This is a genomic window from Planococcus sp. 1R117A, assembly GCF_051417975.1.
Taxonomy (GTDB): Bacteria; Bacillota; Bacilli; order Bacillales_A; family Planococcaceae; genus Planococcus; species Planococcus shenhongbingii.
Genome location: NZ_JBPRLO010000003.1, coordinates 170788 through 191621, shown reverse-complemented (window position 1 = coordinate 191621; position 20834 = coordinate 170788). Strand labels below are relative to the sequence as shown.

Below are 20834 nucleotides of genomic sequence, written 5' to 3'. Positions count from 1 at the left end.
GTCGCCCTTCCTTTTCTAATTCTCAAAAATTGGAGGTCAAACAATGAAATATGCAAAAGATGCTTTAGACGACTATTTACATTTTCTGCGGGTAGAGCGGCAGCTAGCTTCCAATACATTGGTATCATACGAACGCGATTTAAAAAGCTATTTGCAATATTTAAAAGAAGTTGAGCAATTGGATTCTTTGAGAAAAGTGGAACGGGTACATATTTTAAATCATTTGCGGCATTTAAAAGAAACAACAAAGACTTCGCGGACTGTAGCACGTCATATCTCTTCAATCCGGTCGTTTCATCAATTCCTAATTCGGGAACGGGTAGTAGACAATGATCCGACAGTCCACTTGGAGATGCCGCAAATGGAGAAAAAGCTGCCGAATGTCCTTTCGATCGAGGAAGTGGATGCCTTAATGCAAGCCCCAGCGGCGAACAAAGCAAACGGGCTGCGCGACCGTGCCATGCTGGAGCTGTTATATGCGAGCGGCATGCGAGTAAGTGAATGCATCAATTTGGATATCGAAGACGTCAATCTGACAATGGGCTTTGTCAGATGCTACGGCAAAGGCGGCAAAGAACGGATTATTCCACTTGGGAAATCAGCATTGTCCGCCTGCAAGGTTTACTTGGAAAACGCCAGAAACGAATTGGTAAAACCTGAAGCGAAAACCGATTCCTTGTTTATCAATCAGCGCGGGAAACGCTTGACCCGACAAGGCTTTTGGAAACTCTTGAAGCAGCATGCCCAGAAAGCAGGCATCCAAAAAGAATTGACGCCGCATACATTGCGCCATTCTTTTGCCACCCATTTGATAGAAAACGGGGCTGATCTCCGTGCGGTACAGGAAATGCTTGGACATGCAGATATTTCCACTACTCAAATCTATACGCATGTCAGCAAAACCCGCTTAAAAGACGTCTATTCTCAATTCCATCCGCGTGCATAAAAAAATAGGTCAGACTTCTGACATTGAGGGATTTTATGTTAATATAGGAGGGTAAATAAGGAGGAAATCAAATGACCAATAAACCGTTTAACCGCGTTCATTTAATAGTATTAGATTCAGTCGGCATCGGAGAAGCACCGGATGCACAGGCTTTTGGAGATGTAGGGTCCGATACGCTCGGACATATTGCTGAAGCAGTCGGCGGACTCCATATGCCGAATATGGCAAAACTCGGACTTGCCAATATCGTCCCGGTGAAAGGGCTTACGCCTTCAGACAAGCCAGCAGCATATTTCGGTAAATTGCAGGAAGCTTCAGTCGGAAAAGATACCATGACGGGGCACTGGGAAATCATGGGCTTGAACATCGACACGCCATTCAAAGTTTATCCGGAAGGATTCCCGGAAAAACTGATCCAGCAGCTTGAAGAAAAAACAGGCCGCAAAGTGATCGGCAACAAACCGGCAAGCGGCACCGAAATTTTAGATGAGCTTGGCGAAGAACACATGGAGACTGGTGCTATTATAGTCTATACATCTGCAGACCCTGTACTTCAAATTGCCGCTCATGAAGAAGTTATTCCATTGGAAGAACTGTATCAAATCTGCGAAATCGCCCGTGAACTGACGCTTGAGCCTGAGTTTCTTGTTGGCCGAATCATTGCGCGTCCTTTCCTTGGCGAAAAAGGTGCTTTCAAACGCACTTCAAACCGCCACGATTATGCATTGAAACCGTTCGAGCGGACAGTCATGAACGAATTGAAAGATATCGGCAAAGATGTAATTGCAATCGGCAAAATCAATGATATCTATAACGGCGAAGGGGTTACGAAAGCAGTTCGCACAAAAGACAATATGGACGGCATGGACAAATTGGTTCAAGTGGCAGGAGAAGAGTTTAACGGAATGAGTTTCCTGAACTTGGTCGATTTTGATGCATTATACGGCCATAGAAGAGATCCAAAAGGATATGCAGAAGCCTTGGAAGCTTTTGACCGCCGTTTGCCGGAAGTTCTTAATAAACTGTCAGAAGATGATTTGCTCATTATTACAGCCGATCATGGCAACGATCCGACGTTCCCAGGAACCGATCACACTCGTGAATTTGTGCCGCTTCTTGCCTTTTCTCCACGGTTCAGCGGAGGCGAGGAATTAGAACTCGGTGAAACATTCGCAGACATCGGTGCTACGATTGCAGATAACTTCTCTGCCCCGTTGCCGAAATACGGAAAGAGTTTCTTATCCCGCTTTAGCGGCCAGTAAAGTATTTGCTTAGTAAAGCGGAGGTCAATTATATAAGTTGAAATAAAGAATCATTCTTTATATTTCGCTCCGGCCGCTTTCGGCAAGGCTCCCGGACCCGCCGGCGCTAGAGAAGCTTTCTATTAAAATCCCGTTTAAGCTCTTAAAACTGAGTGGATTAAGAATTCCACTGAACAAAGTTTTTATGATCAAAATTTAATTGAAAAAGGCGGTAAGCATTCATGAGAATGGTCGACTTGATTGAAAAGAAAAGAGATGGCTTTGAGCTTTCTACAGAAGAAATTCAGTTTATTGTTACAGGTTATACAAAAGGTGACATTGCGGATTATCAAATGAGCGCTTTTTTGATGGCAATCTACTTTAAGAATATGACTGAACGAGAACGTGCTGATTTGACGATCGCAATGGCGAATTCCGGAGACCAAATCGACTTGTCTGCAATTGAAGGCATCAAAGTTGATAAACATTCGACTGGCGGAGTGGGTGACACGACTACATTGGTGCTGGGACCATTAGTGGCAGCTTGCGGCGTTCCTGTTGCAAAAATGAGTGGACGCGGACTTGGCCATACAGGTGGAACAATTGACAAACTGGAAGCAATCGAAGGCTTCCATGTTGAAATTTCTTCGGAAGATTTTATTAAGCAAGTGAATGATATTAAATTAGCCGTTGTTGGCCAAAGCGGCAACTTGACTCCTGCCGACAAGAAATTATATGCGCTTCGTGATGTAACAGCGACAGTAAACAGCATTCCGCTGATTGCGAGTTCAATTATGAGCAAAAAAATCGCTGCTGGAGCAGATGCCATCGTATTAGATGTGAAAATAGGCGAAGGTGCATTTATGAAGACAGAAGAAGATGCCAGGGAATTAGCCCATGCGATGGTGGGGATCGGCAACGCTACAGGACGTAAAACGATGGCCATCATATCAGATATGAGCCAGCCACTCGGTTTTGCGATCGGCAACGCACTGGAAGTGAAAGAAGCCATTGAAACGCTGCAAGGCAAAGGACCGGAAGACTTGACCGAGCTTTGCCTTGTTCTCGGAAGCCAGATGGTTGTAGTCGGCGGCAAAGCAGAGACTTTGGAAGAAGCACGTGCAATGCTTGAAGAAGTGATCGCTAACGGCAAGGCTCTTGAAGTGATGAAAGAGTTTATTGCTGCTCAAGGCGGCAACCCTGCAGTAGTGGATGATGTGAATTTATTGCCTCAGGCTAAATTTGTCACGGAAGTCCCTTCTGAGCAGGAAGGTTACATTTCGTTCATGGAAGCGGATGAAATTGGGACGGCTGCAATGGTGCTTGGAGCCGGCAGAGCGACAAAAGAATCGGAAATTGATTTGGCTGTCGGCATCGTATTGCATAAGAAAGTCGGCGACCGCGTCCAAAAAGGCGAAGCGATTGCGACAATTTATTCCAATACGGAAGAACTCGCAGAATGCATGAAGATGATATATAATAGTATAGAATATTCAAGCGAACCGGTTGATAAAGTACAGCTGATTTCTGCGCTGATTACCGATTAAAAAGTCTTGCTGAGTTTATTCTCAGCAAGTTTTTTCATATCTAAGTCGAATTAAAGAAACTAACTTTCAAACACCGCTTCGGTCGCTTTGGACGCCGGCGCTGGATAAGCTTTCTATAAAAGAGATGATCATTGATACAGCTCTTTATTATTGCTTACTTAGACATGAAGCAAAACAGCGGAGAAAACCGTACTGTCTCTGCATCACTTCGCTAGCTTCGAGACATGAAAGTGCGCTGCTCCTGCATCGCTTCGCTGCTTCGTCGCAAAGACTTAGCCTGCGGTAAGCGTAGCTGTTTTGCGGAATATCGGGAGATGAAAATGTTGATTCAACTTATATAGTCGGTGTTTCCATTCGCTTAATACAGGAGGGACAACATGCATTTATACGGGACACAAGCAATTAATGAACAGGGACATTTGACAATTGGCGGAACGGATTCGGTGGAACTTGCCAAAGAATATGGGACTCCGCTATACGTATACGATATTCAGTTATTCCGTGATCGTGCAAAGGCGTTCCAAAAAACTTTTGAAGATGAAGGCATTGGTTATCAGGTGGCATATGCCAGCAAAGCTTTTTCAAGCATTGCCATCTATCAGGTTGCGGCAGAAGAAAACTTATCGCTCGATGTCGTTTCAGCCGGTGAATTATACACGGCGATCAAATCGGGTTTTCCAAAAGAAAAAATCCATTTCCATGGCAATAACAAAAGCAAAGCAGAACTCCGGATGGCATTCGAGGAAGAAATCGGCTGCATCGTAGTTGATAATTTTTATGAAATTGAATTGTTAAAAGACCTTTCGGAACAATTGAAAAAACCGATGAATATTTTGCTTCGTGTTACTCCAGGAATCGAAGCGCATACCCATGATTACATTACTACAGGCCAAGAAGACTCGAAATTTGGTTTTGACTTGAATAATGGGCAAACAGATCGGGCATTCGAGGAAACTTACCAGCATGAATTTTTGAATGTTCTGGGACTGCATTGCCACATCGGTTCACAAATTTTTGATACGGCAGCTTTCCGTTTGGCTGCGGAAAAATTGGTGGGCAAAATGGCCGAATGGAAAAAGGAATACGGCTACGAATGCCCTGTGCTTAATTTGGGTGGAGGTTTCGGCATCCGCTATACGGCAGAAGACGAACCGCTTGAACCGTCAGTCTACGTTAAAGAAATGATCCAAGTGGTCAAACAGACTTCTGCTGCAGCTGATTTTGCGATTCCGGAAATTTGGATTGAACCGGGCCGCTCGCTTGTCGGTGATGCAGGCACTACTTTATACACCATCGGCTCGATGAAAGAAGTTCCAGGAATCCGTAAGTATGCCGCAGTAGATGGCGGGATGTCGGACAACATTCGTCCTGCGCTTTATGGGGCTAAGTACAGCTCAATGATTGCCAATAAAGCCCATGAAGCTGCTACTGAGCAATACACGATTGCTGGAAAATGCTGTGAGTCAGGGGACAAGCTGATTGAACAAGCAGAACTGCCAGTCGCGGAACCAGGCGATATCCTGAGCATTTTCTGCACAGGTGCTTATGGCTACTCAATGGCGAGCAATTATAACCGTATTGCACGCCCAGCTGTTGTTTTTGCAGAGAACGGAGACCATCAACTGGTTGTAAAACGTGAAACAAATGACGATTTGATCATGAATGATATGTCATACAAAAAACAGGTGAAAAGCTAATGAGAAAGACCAATATTTTACTATTGATCATCCTATTGGTTATGTCTATTGGATGGGGAATCGTATATTGGTTCTTTTTGGCCGACAACGTCATAGGTGGATGAATCTGACCGAACTTGAGTTATGTTTAAGTTTATAGTAGGATGAATAAAGCCGTTTAAGACGAAAATGAGGGATCGGATATGTTATTTAGATATAAGAAATCATTTGAGAAAATTGCTATGGGACTCTTATCGTTCATGCCAAAAGAGCGAGAGTTAAAAAAATTGCAGCAAACGATGCACATCTATGAAGAAAATCCTGATTGGCAACTTTACCTTTGGAAAAAGGGAGAAGACTTTGTCGGATTACTGGGCGTAGAAGTCAGTGAAGACCATTTCATTATTCATCATATTTCAGTGAACCCATCACATCGCGGCGAAGGCATCGGACACGCCATGATTGACAAGATTCGACAGATTATGCAAGGGAAAGAAATGCATCCGTCTGCAGAAACAGAAGCATTCCTTTTGAAGTGCCCGGAACTGGAAGAAAAAGCTGGATTTTAAAAGCCATAAAAATGAGAATGAAAAAAGGAAGTGCTTTTAAATTAGCACTTCCTTTTTTCATTTGCTCAAATTAAAGTTGATTCGATTGGACAAGCTGAGTCTTTTCTTTTAGTACTGATGCCAATTAAAGCTCGAGGTTTCTTCTTTTTCGCTGCTCGCGCAGATTGATGATTGAAGACCGGTCCCGGAGACGGTGCTTATGCATAATATAGTAAGGATCTTGCTGGGCTATGGGATTGGCTGCCTGATAACTTTTAAGCTTTTTTATCAAGTCAGCGGAAGTAACAGGCAATTGAAAGGGACTGAATGGTTTACGGTCTGTCACGTCTTCAATCGCACCGGAAACCAGCGCAATCAGTTTTTCCCGGTCAAAGCCCTCGACCCATACACCACCATCTGCAAGTTTAACTTTTGAACGGATAAATGACCGCAGCGCACCAGGGTAATTGCTTCTTCTCCAATGGTACATTCCCACAGCTAACTGGATCCATCCGGTCAACGGATGCAATTTGTCTTTCGGCGCAATTGACTTCCAATACTCTTCTCCTACTTCATGACACTCGAAATAATCTTTTTCTTCATTGAAATGTATAATAAATTGGATAAAAAGCGGGTGATGGAGTGGGTGCATTTTAATCCCCTTTCTACTATAATAAAGTGAACCTGCATTCCGCGGACGTCCTTTCCGCGGACTGCTAGTTGAACCAATCGGACTTTTAAGGCCAGTAGGAGGCTGCGGAGCATCCGTACTGGGCACGTTAAGGCAAGGACAAGTATGGGCAAAACAAACCCAATTCCTTGTTCAATAAAAATAATAAGTAAAATTTAAAGTCAGGTGGAGAATCATGTCTTATGAAGTGAAAGTAGAGGCTTTTGAAGGTCCTCTTGATTTATTATTGCATTTAATACATCGTTTGGAAATTGATATTTACGATATTCCAGTTTCACAGATCACTACTCAGTATATGGAACACATCCGGGCTCTGCAAGTGCTGGAGCTGAATGAAGCAAGCGAATACTTGGTCATGGCTGCGACACTGCTAGCCATTAAGAGCAAAATGCTGCTTCCAGTGCATGAGGGCGATATCGATGATATTGAATATGAATACGAAGAGCAGGATCCGCGTGAAGAACTTGTTTCCCGTTTGGTTGAATACAGGAAATACAAAGAAGCTTCCATCAAGTTAAAAGATCTTGAATCCAATCGCTCAGCGATTTATACAAAAGCACCGATGGATTTGTCAGAGCTGCAGAATTCTGGAGCAACTGAAAACATCGACTTGGAAGTAAATGCATACGATATGCTCGGAGCGTTCCAAAAGATGATGCGGCGCAAACAGTTGAAGGCTCCATTATCTGCAAGAATCGCACGCCAGGAAGTATCTATTAAAGATCAAATGACGTCGATTGTCAATCGTTTAAAAATTGCAAAAGGCCGGACAACTTTCACTGACTTATTTCCTTCAAATGATAAGACCGTATTGGTCGTGTCGTTTCTGTCTGTGCTCGAGTTGATGAAACGGCAAGTGGTCCAAGTAGAACAAGAAAAGAATTTTACCGATTTAATGGTAGAGCTGAAAAAGGAGACGTGGGAATATGAAGACGACTCTTTCGAGTAAAATTGAAGCTTTGTTATTTGTTGCCGGTGATGATGGATTAACAATGAAGCAATTGCAATTTTTGACGGAAGCGGAAGAACAGGATATCCGGACAAGTGTCGAAGATTTGACACAAAGGTACAAAGAACCGTCAAGTGGCATCATGTTGAAGGAATTGGCGGGAGTTTATCAATTGGTAACTAAAGCCGAAGTTGCAGAAACGATCCAGAAATTAGTTGAGAATCCAACTGCCCAAGCTTTGTCCCAAGCATCTTTGGAAGTGCTGGCTATAGTTGCCTATAAACAGCCATTGACCCGGCTGGAAGTGGAGGATTTGCGCGGCGTCAAAAGCGAAAAGCCGTTGCATACCCTCGCTGCTAAAGGATTGATACAGGAAATGGGGCGCGCGGAAGGGACTGGCCGTGCAATTTTATATGGCACAACAACAGAGTTCCTGAATTATTTCGGGCTGAAGGATTTGAGTGAATTGCCGCCCTTGCCAGAAGAAAATGCATCGAATGAAGAAGAAGAAACTGATTTGTTTATGACAAATTTTCAAGAAGCCTTTAAAGCGGAAACCGAAGCATAACCAAAAACTTGAAGAGACCGGGATTACGTGCCAGTCTCTTTTTGCTATTTAAATGGCTTTGGAATGAGCTATGTACTTTCTCTTTTCGACGAAATGTGACATAATTCCGAGTGAGACGAACGGAAGAAAGTATGTATTACAGGTAATCCTGCTTGTGCTTTTGTATGTCTGAAAAAAATCAATGAGGTGAACTTATGGAGAGATTACAAAAAATGCTTGCTCATGCAGGTGTTGCTTCTAGACGGAAGTCGGAGCAGTTAATATTGGATGGAAAAGTACGGGTGAATGGAAAAGTTGTAAAAGAATTGGGTACGAAGGTTTCACAGAACGATACGATTGAAGTCGAAGGTGTGCAACTTGAAAAAGAACAGAAAGTCTATTATTTATTGTACAAACCGCGTGGCGTGATTTCGGCAGTAAGTGACGACAAGAACCGTAAAGTGGTTACGGACTTCTTTGATGACATAGATAAGCGCATTTATCCGGTTGGCCGTTTGGATTATGATACGTCAGGTTTGCTGATCATGACAAATGATGGCGAATTTGCCAATTCATTGACTCATCCGAAATTTGAAATTGATAAAACTTATGTAGCTCGCTTAAAAGGAATTCCGTCAAGAGAAGACCTGCAAAAACTTGAGCGCGGCATTAAATTAGAAGATGGCATGACGGCGCCTGCAAAGGTTAAGCTGCTTTCTGCAGACAAGAAAACCGGCAAAGCGATTGTCCAGATCACGATACACGAAGGTCGAAATCGTCAGGTGCGCAGAATGTTCGACGCGATCGGTTTCCCGGTCCAGAAATTGAGCCGTGAACAGTTCGCTTTCCTGACGTTAAAAGGATTGAATGCAGGAGAATCGAGAGAATTAACTTCTCATGAAGTGAAATTATTACGCGTCATGGCGGAAACCGGCAAGCGCCATTAACGTTCACAAACCCTTCAAAACTCCGTACTGTAGGCCATAGAAACTTTGTTATAATTGGATTTGCATTCGAACCTCGGAGGAGGAATAAAGTTGAACGATAAGAAAAACAAAAAAAAGCAGAACAGGCTGATTATGCGTTCAGCTATTTTGCTGGTGTTGATTGCTGCTATTGGCTATACACTTTATAACAATGCCACTGCAGAAGATGTGACCGTACTGGAAGTCGGGGACAAAGCTCCTGATTTTTCCTTGGTGGACCTTGAAGGAAATGCCCATAAATTGTCTGATTACAAAGGGCAAGGCGTATTTTTGAATTTCTGGGGAACTTGGTGCAAGCCGTGCGTAAAAGAAATGCCGGCCATGGACCGTCAGTACGAGGACTATAAAGACCAGGGCGTACAAATTTTGGCTGTCAATATTGCACAGTCTGAATTCGAAGTGCAAAATTTCGTGGATCAATACGAATTGTCATTCCCGGTTGTCATCGACAAAACAAAAAGTGTCATGACTGCTTATAATATCATTCCGTTGCCGACAACGGTTTTGGTAAACCCGGAAGGGGAAATTGAGCGGGTTATTACCGGTGAAATGACGGAGCAAGACATTAAAGGGTTTATGGAAGAAATCAAACCTGAATAAGGAGTTTTTTTCGGATGGAGAAAATGCAATGCAAATGCGGCCATATTAATCCGCCCGGAACAATGTTGTGTGAATCCTGCGGGCGGTCCTTGACCGAAAAAGAGAAAAACAACAAGTTAGTTGACATGCGCTATGAAGGAACCGCGAGAAGATCGCAAACGTATAATAAATCGATTATAGACAAAATATGGAATTTCTTCTCCAGCGTAAAAGTCGGTGTCGGCCTCATAGTCATTATATTAGTCGCTGCTGCAATCGGTACAATATTGCCGCAGGAACAATATGTATCCGTGCCTGTCAGAACTGCTGAAACGATCAAAGCTTATTATTCAGATGTTTATGGCAGCATCGGCCGTGTTTATCATTTCTTAGGATTCCACGACTTATACAGCTCGTTCTGGTTTATCATCTTAGTTGGCATGCTGGCAATTTCACTGATTATCGCGAGTCTGGACCGTTTTGTTCCATTGTATCGCTCATTGAAAAACCAGCGGGTCTTGCGCCATGCAAGCTTTATGGATAAGCAGCGCATTTATGGTGAAGGCCAAGGCGCTGAAGATGCATTGGATAAAGCTGAAACTAAGTTGAAACAGCTGAAATACAATGTTCGACGCGACAAAAACGGATTATTGGCTGAAAAAGGCCGTTTTTCAAGATGGGGCCCTTATGTCAACCATATCGGGCTAATCATATTCCTTTTTGGCGTGATGCTTCGCATGATGCCTGGATTTTATGTTGACGAAACCTTGTGGATTCGTGAAGGCGAAACTCGGGCGATTCCAGAAGCTCCCGGATATACACTTGAAAGCAAGAACTTTGAACTGGAGACCTACAATACTGAAGAAGATGCGGTCTTTAAAGAAGCTATTGACCGGGTCGGAACAGTCGCTAAAAATTATCAGACCGATGTCGTGCTGTATAAGAAACCGGAAGACAGTCTCCCGGGAGTAAATGATCTGGAAGAAGTCGGCGAATACCCGATCCGGGTCAATCAGCCGCTGAAATTTGATGGCTATGCGGTTTACCAAATGGACTTTAAATTAAATGAATTGAAATCAATGACTTTCGCTTTATCGAATAAAGAAACCAAAGAAACTTTTGGTGAATTGACGATTGATTTAATCAATCCGGAAGACATTTATGAACTTGAAAACGGATCGACTGTGAAGCTGCTTGGCTATTATCCTGACTTTTCCGGTTTTGAAAACGGCGAACCTCAAACTGCAACGCCGCTGCCGAACAATCCCGGATTTTTAGTGGAAATGAAAACTCCTGAAACACCACAAGGGGAAACAAGCTTTATCACCATTCAAAACACCGTTGAGCCTTTTGGTGAAAACCAATACAAACTGGCCTTCCAAAGTGCAGAGACACGTGATGTTTCCGGTTTAACCATTCGCAAAGACCGCACATTGCCGATTTTAGGCTTAGGCGGACTCATCTTCATGATTGGTGTGGCGCAAGGAATGTACTTTAACCATCGCCGTTTCTGGATTCAGCAAAAAGCAGATGGTGGGATTCTTTTGGCAGGCCATACCAACAAAAACTGGTTTGGTTTGAAGAAAGATCTTGATCAAGTTACAGAATATGCGTCGCTTCCTGCTTATCGTGACCAGCAGGAGGAAATCGAGAAACAGCAGAAAAAGGAAGGTGAGGAATTGTCATGAACTTAGCCGACATTAGCTCCAATTTATTGTATGTTGCATTCATCGCTTATTTGATTGCTTCATTCGTATTCGGAGGAGCTGTAAAAGGGAATAAAAAAGGATCGTTCGCATCTGAAAAACGTTGGGGAAAAGTAGCGTTCGGCATTACAATCCTCGGGTTTCTTGCACAATTAGGATATTTCTTCACAAGATGGGGTGCAACCGGACATCCTCCAATCAGTAATATGTTTGAATTTACAACAGCGTTCGGCATGACACTGGTCGGCGGATTTATCGTTATTTATGCAATATACAAAACACCGGTCATCGGCATGATCGTATTACCGGTTGCGTTACTGATCATTGCATTTGCCAGCATGTTCCCAAGTGAAGTCAGCCCGTTGATTCCGGCGCTTCAAACAAACTGGTTGGCTATCCACGTAATTACGGTTGTTATCGCTGAAGGTGTTCTGGCCATCAGCGCTGCAGCAGGATTGGTTTATCTTTTAAAAGTAGTCGATACGAAGAAAAACACCAAGCAGCGCTTTTTCCTGGAAGCGATTATGTATTCACTTGTCATCGTTCTAGGATTCGTTGTCGTCAGCACATTTTTCTCAGTAACAGGTTATGAATCGGCCTTTACTTATGTTGATGAAAAAGGGGTAGAGTCTGAAATTACGTATAACATGCCTGCCATCATCGGTATGAATGAATATGTTCAAATGACAGAAGGCACACTGACTCCATTAGTCGAAACGCCGGCAGTGGTGAATGCCAGCAAATTGACTACAGTCGTTTGGTCCCTAATTGTCGGAACAGTGCTGTACTGGGTTATCCGGCTGATTGCCAGAAAAAGAATCTCGGCAATCTTCAAACCATTTGTTAAAAATGTCAATTTGCAATTGATGGATGAAATCGGCTATCGTGCTGTCATCATCGGGTTTCCGCTGTTTTCTTTAGGAGCCTTGGTATTTGCCATGATTTGGGCGCAAATCGCCTGGTCCCGTTTCTGGGGCTGGGACCCGAAAGAAGTATGGGCATTGATCACTTGGCTGTTCTATGCCGCGTACCTTCACTTGCGTCTTGGTAAAGGCTGGCACGGGGAAAAATCTGCATGGCTCGGAGTCGTAGGCTTCGCCATCATCATGTTCAACCTTGTAGCAGTCAATTTAATCATCGCTGGATTGCATTCTTACGCATAAGTTCGGAATGTGGACAAACAAAATGAGCCTTTTCCCTAGTGGAAAAGGCTTTTTATTTATTTTTACAAATGTTGGCGGTACAATGAAAGATAAGAGACAAAAGTTGGAGGGGTTACTATGTCGGAAGAAATTACCGTATTGGTTGTTGATGATGAAGAAAGAATTCGCCGCTTATTGAAAATGTATCTGGAACGGGAAGGATATATCGTAGAAGAAGCGGAAAATGGTGCCCAAGCCTTGGAAATGGCAATGGAAAAAGACTACCACTGCATCTTGTTGGATTTAATGATGCCGGAAAAAGACGGCATTGAAGTCAGCACGGAACTGCGTGAAAAGAAAATGACTCCCATTATTATGTTGACTGCTAAAGGGGAAGAAGCCAACCGGGTCCAGGGATTTGAATCCGGTGCGGACGATTATATCGTCAAGCCTTTCAGCCCCCGGGAAGTCGTGCTGCGCGTAAAAGCGATTCTGCGCCGTTCTTCAGCGTACTCGCCTGCCGCCAATTCATCTGTATCGAAAGATTTGGTTGTTTTTCCGCATTTGACGATTGATCATGATGCTCACCGCGTGACGGCGGATAATGTGGAAGTGAATTTAACTCCAAAAGAATATGAACTGCTATACTTCCTGGCTAAATCACCGGATAAAGTGTTTGACCGGGAGCATTTGCTGAAAGAAGTTTGGCATTACGATTTCTTTGGTGATTTACGGACAGTGGATACCCATGTAAAACGATTAAGAGAAAAATTGAACCGTGTATCGGAATCCGCTGCGAAAATGATCGTCACCGTTTGGGGCGTTGGTTATAAATTCGAGGTAGGAAATGAATAGAATATGGAATAGTGTAGTCGGGAAGCTGTGGATCACAATACTGCTTCTCGTTTCCTTTGTCCTTTTTATTGTGACGGTCCTGTTGCTGGAATTTCTCGGCAACTATCACAGTGAAGCAGTAGAGGAGACTTTGACAAAAGAAGCGGCCACTATTGCGCGGATTTTCAATGATCATGCAGAAGTTAATATTTCGTTGAATGTTATTGATGACATCCTCGGGCCGGAAACAAATGCTGTCATTGCTGAAGCGCCTCATGAAAGCACTTATTATATCCATAATGGCATTAATGGGGAGCAGGTGCGGGAAGCCATTTTGAATGAACCCGATTTCCAAAAAGTTTTTGAGACGGACGAAACTGTCATGAAAGAAATGCTGCTTCCATCTTTGACTCAAAAAGAACGGATGGAATCGTATATTGTACTGGCCAGCCCGCTCCAGACAGTCGAACAGGAACACGGCACTGTGTTTATCTACCAATCGCTTGAAGTTATGGATCGCACAGCTGAGCGAACCACAAATATTGTATTCTTGTCGGCATTTATCGCCTTTTTATTGACGACATTTTTTGCCTTCTTCTTATCTACCCGCATCACTTCTCCGCTCCGCAAAATGCGTGAAGGGGCGTTTGAGTTGGCAAAAGGGAATTTTGATACGAAAGTGCGTGCGGCTTCCAGTGATGAAATTGGCCAGCTGGCAACAGCTTTTAATCAGATGGGCCGACAGCTGAAACATCATGTGGAAGTGATCAACCAAGAAAAAGAGCAGCTATCGAGCATCTTGACGTCGATGGCTGACGCAGTTATCACGTTTAACCGGGATGGCACCATTCTCTTGAGCAATCCGCCAGCCGAAAAACTTCTGCAGCAATGGCTGATGAAAAGAGGCGTGGAAAAAGGGGAACCACTGCCTTCTGAAATGATCCACATGCTCGAACATGTGCTGGATTATGAAGAAGAGATCGAAGAAGAATTGGAAATGGAAGGCGCATATTATGCCATCTCTTTCAGCCCGCTCTACAGCGGGGATTCAATCCGCGGAGCAGTAGCGGTCCTTCATAATATGACGGAGCAGCATCGCCTTGAAAAACTGCGGGAAGACTTTATCGCAAATGTTTCCCATGAGCTGCGTACGCCGATTGCCATGCTCCAAGGCTATAGTGAAGCGCTTCTCGATGACGTAGGTGCGACAGAAGAGGAACGGCGCGAGATGACCAAAATCATTTACGAGGAATCCCAGCGGATGGGCCGCCTCGTCACAGATCTCCTGAATCTTGCCCGTATGGAATCAGGCTATATGCGGCTCTACAAAGAACTGGTACAATTCAATGAAGTAATTGAAAGAATGACAACAAAATTTTCCCAGGCAGCCAAAGAAACAGGCATTCAGCTTTCATTTACGACCGAGTTGGATGATTGGGCAGCTGCTGAAATTGATGAAGACCGCATCGAGCAAGTCATGACCAATTTAATCGATAATGCACTGCGGCATACGCCGGCAGGAGGACAAGTGGTCGTCAAGGTCGAACAAGAACAGGGATATGCCAAGATATCCGTCAATGATACAGGAGTCGGAATACCGGAAGAAGACTTGCAATATGTGTTTGAACGCTTTTATAAAGCCGATAAAGCCAGAACATTAGGCAAAGGTGGAACCGGTTTAGGGCTTGCGATAGCCAGCAATATCATCAATGCACACGACGGTAAAATTTATGCCGAGAGCAAGGTCGGGGAAGGCACTTCTTTCATCTTCTTGCTGCCTCTGAAGAAGATGTAACTTTTCGCGATTAGAGACGACTAATTCAAAGAATGGGGGGAGTGTATGGACGACTCCGTTTTCCATCGCTTGTACGATGAATATCATCAAGATGTGTTTCAATTCCTCATTTATCTGGTGAAAAACCGGCATTTGTCTGAAGACTTAATGCACGAAGTTTATATCCGTGTCTTTAAAGCTTATGATCGGTTTGAAGGGAAAAGTTCAGAAAAAACCTGGCTTTTTTCCATCGCCAAAAATGTTGCGATTGACCACTTCCGTAAAACGGCGGTTCGAAAAAAACATTCAGCAGACCATTTCGATTGGGAAACGCAGCAGCTAATCTCTTCTGAGCGTATTCCCGAAGAAGTAGCTTCGCTGAATGAAGATAAAATATTGCTTTATAAAACGCTGGATTTATGCACAGGCGATCAGAAGATGGTGATTATCATGCGTTATTTCCAGGACTTATCCATAGCTGAAACTGCGGAAGTTTTAGGGTGGACAGAAGGAAAAGTGAAAACCACCCAGCATCGCGCAATAAAATCATTGCGTGAGAAATTATCTTCTAAGGAAGGGGGAGAAGCGAATGCCGAATGACAACTGGGATGATGAGCACATCGAAAGTTTGTTACGGGATTTCCCCACAATCCAGGATGAACGGCCAAAAGAAGAAGTCTATAACCGTTTGGTCCAAAAAACTCCTGCACGCAAAAAGAACAAGCAATGGCTGCCTTTACTGGTAGCAGTCCTTGCTTTTATCACGATAGGCATTCTCGTTGCCTCCATACTAAGCCAAAGTGGCATAAACACTGCACAAAATGAAATGAGTACAGAAAGCGGTGCTGAACAATCTGCCGAGTCGTCCGCAGAAATGGCGGAGGATAAGAACATTCAAGAAGAAGCCGCAACAGGAAACGCAGATTCAACTGATCCCAACACTTTTGCGGTTGAAGAAGGCGTTGAAGCAACCCGCACTTCCGTTTATGAGGAAGACTTAGCCGGCCATACCTTATTCACCATCGGCTTTACTGAAAATGCTTACGTCATTCCACTTTCTTTTTTAATACCCAATGAACAAATTGCTGAAGATTTGGGGATAGAAAATCCAAATACCGTTGAAATTTATAATTACTATGCCAGCCGACTGGACGAACAAGCTCTGGGTTTCGATGAATACCATCCTTATTTAGGGACCATTACGATGGAGGCTGAAGGAGCTCAGCATATCCTGCCGAGTGATCATCAATACGATCTCGCTTCTGCCAGTATCGGGGTCTATATCGCCTCTCTGCAAGAAACTTTCAGAGATGCAGGCCAGGTCGCAGTTTTAAATGAAGACGGCAGCCCGGCTGAGTTCGATCAAATCGGCCCAATGGAGCCGGTCATAACTGATGTGAAAAATGTCGCTTTTTATGCTTATACAACAGCAGCAGGAAATACGTACCTCGTTCCTGGATACGGCATGCCATTGGAAACGGCCACTGAAGCATTCGAGTCAATGACAGCCTCACCGAATGATTTTCAAAAAAGCACCTTGCCGGAAGGTTTGGATTTTACAGTATCTGAAATGGACGATGTAGTCCAGATTGAATTTAAGGAACCGTTTGATTTAGAAGCGATGGAAGATGTGGATGCCAAAAGAATGATTGAAAGTCTGTCTTTAACTGCTAAAGCATATGGAAAAAGAGTGCAATTGGTTAATGTGAAACAATCAGAATGGCTGGGTTTTGATCTTACCCAACCTCTGGATACTCCTGTATCAGCTAACAAAACTCCTTGGACAATAAAATAATTTCTAAAAAAGACACTTTACAAAACAATTATGTTTACAAGGTGTCTTTTTTATACTAATATTAGGCTATAACAAAATATCGATTCATCTTCGGGGCAGGGTGAGAGTCCCTACCGGCGGTAAGTGAATGTAATTATTCATAAGCCCGCGAGCTGTAAAAAGCAGGATTTGGTGAGATTCCAAAGCCGACAGTATAGTCTGGATGGGAGAAGGTGAAGGTGCGGACGTGTGTCGCCGTTTATTCGGTGCAACGCTTTTTAAGTGTGCCTTTTCTCCCTTAAGTGATTTCGCTTAAGGGTTTTATTATGGGCCGCATTGTCCAAGCCTTTCTTCTGGTGAATCACTACAAGGAGAGAGGAATATGAAGAATAAGAAGTTACAATCCATGATTGTAATTGGAATGTTGAGCAGTATTTCATTTATTTTAATGCTTTTCAACTTCCCATTACCGGCACTACCTGCATTCTTGAAAGTTGATTTTAGTGATGTGCCGGCTTTGATTGCCGCCATTACAATGGGTCCTGTTGCAGGGATCTTAGTTGCGTTTTTCAAAAACGCTTTGGATTGGCTTTTTGCTGGAAGCCCAACTGGTGTTCCAGTCGGCCATATGGCGAATTTTGTAACCAGTCTCTTGTTTATCTTGCCGGTCTACGTCATCTACCATAAAATGGCGACAAAAAAAGGCATGATCTTCGGCTTGGCTGCAGGAACATTGTCAATGGCCATCGGCATGAGTCTGCTGAACTATTTAGTGTTTTTGCCAATGTACTCGTACTTCCTGAACATGCCTGCAGAAACCGGCAGTGCTCTTTTCGGCACAATTGTTCTCGGGATTTTACCTTTCAACCTGATTAAAGGCCTGATTCTCACAGCAGTCGTGCTGCTGATGTTCAGCAGCATGCATTCGTGGATCGAGAAGCAGCGGCTTTATTACCGATAAATGAAAAAACAGGCGTTCACGAAAGCACCTTTGCTTTCGTGAACGCCTGTTTTAATATCCAGACTTAATCTTCATATTTAAGAGGATCTCCGTCAAAAGGAGCATCTGCCACTTTGATAGAATCAGTCGGGCATCCTTCGAAAGCGTCTTCCATGTCTTCTTCCAGTTCATCTGGAACTTGCTCAGTGCCCATGTTATTATCTAAAATAACAAAAGCAATTCCTTCGTCGTCATAATCATAAACATCGGGTGCTGCAGCACCGCAAGCCCCGCAAGCGATACAAGTATCCTTATCGACAATGGTATACTTAGCCATAATAATTTTCCTCTCCTTTATCTCCGAACAAGTTCAGTTATACTACCGTATTCATTCTAAAGGTGTTTGCCTTGTTTTTCAACCAAAAAACGCTAGGGGGTCCACTCTTGTTATTTGAAGAGCTTGTAATTACCATCATGAAAGCTGTGAATTTGGAGCGGACAATCTCTTCTCCGTTTCACTTGATCAAAGGGAAAAAATCCGGCCAGACCATCCAGGACATTGGATATTATGGCCTTTATCCGTATTTTGCAGTAATGCCGAAACTGGAAAAACAGTTGTACGATGAAGTGATCCAACGCCTTTTCCGTAAGCAGCTATTGAATCCGAACGACCAAGTCATCGATTTGACCGAAAAAGCACTTGCTATGGATATTCCGGTATCCCGTCTTAATGGGTGGAAATACAGGGGCAATGAAGCGGTTTTCTTAAACCGTCTGTCTTTGGTGGTGCAAACCTTATCGTATACAAGCCAACAGATCAACCGGTTTGATCCTGTACATAACGCAGAAGACCTTCAATCGTGGGTCAAAAGATATTTGAAGAAAATCAATTTTCGGGAGCTTTCAACAGTCCGGGCTTTTAAAACAGAGATTGTCAATAGCTTGCAGATAGCCAGTATTAGCGACCAGCAAAAAATGATTGTTATGCAGCGTTTAACCGGTCTTGGATGGAGTGGGCTGACATGGGAGCAAATTGCTTCCGCACACGGTCTGCATATTCTGGATGCCCAATTAGCGGCAGTTGAAGCGCTGCATGCCTGGATCGATGTGATTGAAATGGAAAACTTCCCTTTGCTTTCCGGATTAACTGAGAACATTGTACAAAGGTCAGTCTTGACAGAATCCACGCAAAGAACCTTGAAATTGTTTGAAAAAGGCCTCTCGCTTGAAGAGATTGCCGCAGTTCGCCAATTGAAGACAAGCACCATTGAAGACCATTTTGTGGAACTTGCCATGAATGACCCATTTTTCAATTACACGGCTTTTTTATCACCAAGCCTTTATGAAAAGGTAGTCGCAGTGAGCAAAAACAGGAAAACAAAACGTTTGAGGGACATTAAAGAAGAATTGCCGGATGCCAGTTATTTTCAAATTCGTCTGGCATTGGCTTTAAAGGAGGAACAGCTGTGAATCTCGAGGAGTTGCTTTTTAAGACTTATGGCTTTACTTCATTTCGCCCTGGCCAAAAAGAAGTCATCGAACAAATTGTAAAAGGCGAAGATGTCATCGCTTTGTTGCCAACAGGAATGGGGAAGTCAATGTGTTACCAGTTGCCTGCCCATCTCTTGCCAGGAAGTGTGCTGATCGTCTCTCCGCTATTGTCGTTAATGCAAGATCAAGTTTCCCAATTGAAAAAAATGGGCGAAAAATCCGTTGTGGCAATCAATTCCTTTCTGAAACCGCAGGAAAGGGAAAAAATCTGGAATACACTTGGCAGCTATCGGTTTATTTTCATTTCCCCGGAAATGCTGGTTCAGCCTTTTGTTAAAAAGCAATTGAAAAAAATCCATGTTTCGCTGCTGGTAGCCGATGAAGCACATTGTATTTCGCAATGGGGCTTTGATTTCCGCCCGGATTATTTGCGGATCGCGGAAATTTTGCCGGACTTGGGACATCCGCAAATTCTGGCGCTGACTGCCACTGCAACAGAAAAAGTGACCAATGAAATCAAGACATATTTGGAAATTAGCCATCCATATATTTACACGCATCCGATGGATCGCAAAAATATTGTTTATGATATTAAAAAATTTGAAAAGCCCCAGGAGAAATTGGAATGGCTGACTTCTTTTGTCCAGCATTGCGAAGGGCCGGGGATTATTTATGCGGGAACACGCAAAAAATCACAGGAACTGGCGGCAATTTTAATGGAGATTGGATTGCAGGCTTCTTATTATCACGGTGGCATGGAGCACCAGGATCGGATATTTGTCCAGCAGCAATTTCAAAATGGAGAATTGGATTGGGTCTGCTCTACTAATGCGTTCGGTATGGGCGTTCATATACCGAATATCCGCCATGTTATCCATTTTCAACTGCCCACTTCTGTAGAAGGGTATGTGCAGGAAGTGGGGAGAGCCGGGCGTGACGGACGGGCCGCCCTGGCAACGCTGCTTTACGCAGAAGGAGACGAAGGGCTGATGTTAAGCCTTGTAATGGATGAATTACCATCCAGGCATGAAATTCAGGAAGTGGCAGCAAATCTTTCTAACGCAGAACAGCTGGTTGCGGCAGGTATAGTCAGAGAAACCGCGTTGCGGGTCATCGAATACTGGCTTAGCCAACTGACGGTCGCTGAGACATTGCTTCAAATGGAAATTCTTCAGCAGGAAAAAATAAAGCAAGTGGATAAAATGAGGAGATTGGTCAACTTATCTGGATGCATTAGACAGTATATTATTGAATGTTTTGACCAGCAATTAGCACAAAAGCCTGAAAACTGCTGCCTTAATGATGGCATCGACTACACGGTATTTGACAAGCGGACTTCTAAGCCCAAAAAAGTTGTGCTGCAGCATTGGGAAAATCGGCTGAATGCACTATTGCCTTTATGACAATTTTAGGAAATCTCATTTACAAAATGGGAAATTTTCGGCATAATAGAGTTATTAGAG

The 20834-nt window shown here is 43.6% G+C and carries 20 protein-coding genes and 1 riboswitch; of the genes, 18 read left to right on the top strand and 2 right to left on the bottom strand.

Annotation, left to right across the window (positions count from 1 at the left end; translation table 11 throughout):
* The first annotated feature begins 43 nt into the window (after positions 1 to 43).
* The 5 genes from xerD (at position 44) to ACSFXN_RS10710 (ending at position 5979) form a co-directional block, all read left to right on the top strand.
* Complete coding sequence (gene xerD, locus ACSFXN_RS10730) at positions 44 to 946, top strand: site-specific tyrosine recombinase XerD (RefSeq protein ID WP_437150108.1); 903 nt, start codon at positions 44 to 46, stop codon at positions 944 to 946.
* A gap of 71 nt (positions 947 to 1017) precedes the next feature.
* Positions 1018 to 2208: a phosphopentomutase gene (gene deoB, locus ACSFXN_RS10725; RefSeq protein WP_437150107.1), complete on the top strand. Its 1191-nt coding sequence runs from the start codon at positions 1018 to 1020 to the stop codon at positions 2206 to 2208.
* Positions 2209 to 2429: 221 nt separating this feature from the next.
* Positions 2430 to 3734 carry a pyrimidine-nucleoside phosphorylase gene (locus ACSFXN_RS10720; protein ID WP_300989503.1) on the top strand — a complete coding sequence of 435 codons (1305 nt, stop codon included), beginning with the start codon at positions 2430 to 2432 and terminating at the stop codon, positions 3732 to 3734.
* A gap of 377 nt (positions 3735 to 4111) precedes the next feature.
* A complete protein-coding gene (lysA, locus tag ACSFXN_RS10715; RefSeq protein ID WP_437150106.1) occupies positions 4112 to 5431 on the top strand; it encodes a diaminopimelate decarboxylase in 1320 nt (439 codons plus the stop codon).
* 182 nt (positions 5432 to 5613) lie between these two features.
* On the top strand, positions 5614 to 5979 hold the full coding sequence (locus ACSFXN_RS10710; RefSeq protein WP_437150105.1) for a GNAT family N-acetyltransferase: 366 nt from the start codon (positions 5614 to 5616) through the stop codon (positions 5977 to 5979).
* Positions 5980 to 6103: 124 nt separating this feature from the next.
* Here the strand turns inward: ACSFXN_RS10710 and ACSFXN_RS10705 are convergent, their stop codons facing one another.
* Positions 6104 to 6610, bottom strand: a complete 507-nt coding sequence (locus ACSFXN_RS10705; RefSeq protein ID WP_437150103.1) for a DUF309 domain-containing protein — start codon at positions 6608 to 6610, stop codon at positions 6104 to 6106.
* Positions 6611 to 6824: 214 nt separating this feature from the next.
* On the opposite strand from ACSFXN_RS10705, the gene ACSFXN_RS10700 reads away from it, so the two are divergent.
* The 11 genes from ACSFXN_RS10700 (at position 6825) to ACSFXN_RS10650 (ending at position 17901) form a co-directional block, all read left to right on the top strand.
* Positions 6825 to 7598, top strand: a complete 774-nt coding sequence (locus ACSFXN_RS10700; RefSeq protein WP_437150102.1) for a segregation/condensation protein A — start codon at positions 6825 to 6827, stop codon at positions 7596 to 7598.
* A complete protein-coding gene (scpB, locus tag ACSFXN_RS10695; protein ID WP_437150101.1) occupies positions 7576 to 8166 on the top strand; it encodes an SMC-Scp complex subunit ScpB in 591 nt (196 codons plus the stop codon). Before ACSFXN_RS10700 ends, scpB begins: the two co-directional genes overlap by 23 nt.
* A 194-nt stretch (positions 8167 to 8360) precedes the next feature.
* A complete protein-coding gene (locus ACSFXN_RS10690; protein ID WP_300989497.1) occupies positions 8361 to 9092 on the top strand; it encodes a pseudouridine synthase in 732 nt (243 codons plus the stop codon).
* An 84-nt stretch (positions 9093 to 9176) separates the two neighbouring features.
* A complete protein-coding gene (resA, locus tag ACSFXN_RS10685) occupies positions 9177 to 9731 on the top strand; it encodes a thiol-disulfide oxidoreductase ResA (RefSeq protein WP_437150467.1) in 555 nt (184 codons plus the stop codon).
* A 14-nt stretch (positions 9732 to 9745) separates the two neighbouring features.
* The gene (gene resB, locus ACSFXN_RS10680) at positions 9746 to 11398 is read left to right on the top strand and encodes a cytochrome c biogenesis protein ResB (protein ID WP_437150100.1); all 1653 of its coding nucleotides are present in this window, start codon (positions 9746 to 9748) and stop codon (positions 11396 to 11398) included.
* Positions 11395 to 12579, top strand: coding sequence for a c-type cytochrome biogenesis protein CcsB (gene ccsB, locus ACSFXN_RS10675; protein WP_437150098.1), 1185 nt, complete (start codon positions 11395 to 11397; stop codon positions 12577 to 12579). The genes resB and ccsB overlap by 4 nt, the downstream gene beginning before the upstream one ends.
* Before the next feature lie 117 nt (positions 12580 to 12696).
* Complete coding sequence (locus ACSFXN_RS10670) at positions 12697 to 13413, top strand: response regulator transcription factor (RefSeq protein WP_300989493.1); 717 nt, start codon at positions 12697 to 12699, stop codon at positions 13411 to 13413.
* Positions 13406 to 15187, top strand: coding sequence for an ATP-binding protein (locus ACSFXN_RS10665; RefSeq protein WP_437150097.1), 1782 nt, complete (start codon positions 13406 to 13408; stop codon positions 15185 to 15187). The genes ACSFXN_RS10670 and ACSFXN_RS10665 overlap by 8 nt, the downstream gene beginning before the upstream one ends.
* Before the next feature lie 45 nt (positions 15188 to 15232).
* Positions 15233 to 15766: an RNA polymerase sigma factor SigX gene (gene sigX / locus ACSFXN_RS10660; RefSeq protein WP_300989491.1), complete on the top strand. Its 534-nt coding sequence runs from the start codon at positions 15233 to 15235 to the stop codon at positions 15764 to 15766.
* Positions 15756 to 16961 carry a hypothetical protein gene (locus tag ACSFXN_RS10655; RefSeq protein ID WP_437150096.1) on the top strand — a complete coding sequence of 402 codons (1206 nt, stop codon included), beginning with the start codon at positions 15756 to 15758 and terminating at the stop codon, positions 16959 to 16961. Before sigX ends, ACSFXN_RS10655 begins: the two co-directional genes overlap by 11 nt.
* A gap of 82 nt (positions 16962 to 17043) precedes the next feature.
* Positions 17044 to 17179, top strand: a riboswitch (FMN riboswitch).
* Between the two features lie 143 nt (positions 17180 to 17322).
* Positions 17323 to 17901, top strand: a complete 579-nt coding sequence (locus ACSFXN_RS10650) for an ECF transporter S component (RefSeq protein WP_437150094.1) — start codon at positions 17323 to 17325, stop codon at positions 17899 to 17901.
* 64 nt (positions 17902 to 17965) lie between these two features.
* Here ACSFXN_RS10650 and ACSFXN_RS10645 read toward each other — a convergent pair whose 3' ends face one another.
* Positions 17966 to 18217: a ferredoxin gene (locus ACSFXN_RS10645; RefSeq protein ID WP_036801855.1), complete on the bottom strand. Its 252-nt coding sequence runs from the start codon at positions 18215 to 18217 to the stop codon at positions 17966 to 17968.
* 107 nt (positions 18218 to 18324) lie between these two features.
* Between ACSFXN_RS10645 and ACSFXN_RS10640 the strand changes: the two genes are divergently transcribed.
* Both ACSFXN_RS10640 and ACSFXN_RS10635 read left to right on the top strand, forming a co-directional pair.
* Positions 18325 to 19350, top strand: coding sequence for a helix-turn-helix domain-containing protein (locus ACSFXN_RS10640; RefSeq protein WP_437150093.1), 1026 nt, complete (start codon positions 18325 to 18327; stop codon positions 19348 to 19350).
* Positions 19347 to 20774 carry a RecQ family ATP-dependent DNA helicase gene (locus tag ACSFXN_RS10635; RefSeq protein WP_437150091.1) on the top strand — a complete coding sequence of 476 codons (1428 nt, stop codon included), beginning with the start codon at positions 19347 to 19349 and terminating at the stop codon, positions 20772 to 20774. The genes ACSFXN_RS10640 and ACSFXN_RS10635 overlap by 4 nt, the downstream gene beginning before the upstream one ends.
* The last annotated feature ends 60 nt before the right edge of the window (positions 20775 to 20834 follow it).

Excerpts from the sequence above, each read along its gene's own strand:
- xerD (WP_437150108.1), top strand. The coding sequence starts at position 44 with ATGAAATATGCAAAAGATGCTTTAGACGACTATTTACATTTTCTGCGG.
- deoB (WP_437150107.1), top strand. The coding sequence starts at position 1,018 with ATGACCAATAAACCGTTTAACCGCGTTCATTTAATAGTATTAGATTCA.
- ACSFXN_RS10720 (WP_300989503.1), top strand. The coding sequence starts at position 2,430 with ATGAGAATGGTCGACTTGATTGAAAAGAAAAGAGATGGCTTTGAGCTT.
- lysA (WP_437150106.1), top strand. The coding sequence starts at position 4,112 with ATGCATTTATACGGGACACAAGCAATTAATGAACAGGGACATTTGACA.
- ACSFXN_RS10710 (WP_437150105.1), top strand. The coding sequence starts at position 5,614 with ATGTTATTTAGATATAAGAAATCATTTGAGAAAATTGCTATGGGACTC.
- ACSFXN_RS10705 (WP_437150103.1), bottom strand. The coding sequence starts at position 6,610 with ATGCACCCACTCCATCACCCGCTTTTTATCCAATTTATTATACATTTC.
- ACSFXN_RS10700 (WP_437150102.1), top strand. The coding sequence starts at position 6,825 with ATGTCTTATGAAGTGAAAGTAGAGGCTTTTGAAGGTCCTCTTGATTTA.
- scpB (WP_437150101.1), top strand. The coding sequence starts at position 7,576 with ATGAAGACGACTCTTTCGAGTAAAATTGAAGCTTTGTTATTTGTTGCC.
- ACSFXN_RS10690 (WP_300989497.1), top strand. The coding sequence starts at position 8,361 with ATGGAGAGATTACAAAAAATGCTTGCTCATGCAGGTGTTGCTTCTAGA.
- resB (WP_437150100.1), top strand. The coding sequence starts at position 9,746 with ATGGAGAAAATGCAATGCAAATGCGGCCATATTAATCCGCCCGGAACA.
- ccsB (WP_437150098.1), top strand. The coding sequence starts at position 11,395 with ATGAACTTAGCCGACATTAGCTCCAATTTATTGTATGTTGCATTCATC.
- ACSFXN_RS10670 (WP_300989493.1), top strand. The coding sequence starts at position 12,697 with ATGTCGGAAGAAATTACCGTATTGGTTGTTGATGATGAAGAAAGAATT.
- ACSFXN_RS10665 (WP_437150097.1), top strand. The coding sequence starts at position 13,406 with ATGAATAGAATATGGAATAGTGTAGTCGGGAAGCTGTGGATCACAATA.
- sigX (WP_300989491.1), top strand. The coding sequence starts at position 15,233 with ATGGACGACTCCGTTTTCCATCGCTTGTACGATGAATATCATCAAGAT.
- ACSFXN_RS10655 (WP_437150096.1), top strand. The coding sequence starts at position 15,756 with ATGCCGAATGACAACTGGGATGATGAGCACATCGAAAGTTTGTTACGG.
- ACSFXN_RS10650 (WP_437150094.1), top strand. The coding sequence starts at position 17,323 with ATGAAGAATAAGAAGTTACAATCCATGATTGTAATTGGAATGTTGAGC.
- ACSFXN_RS10645 (WP_036801855.1), bottom strand. The coding sequence starts at position 18,217 with ATGGCTAAGTATACCATTGTCGATAAGGATACTTGTATCGCTTGCGGG.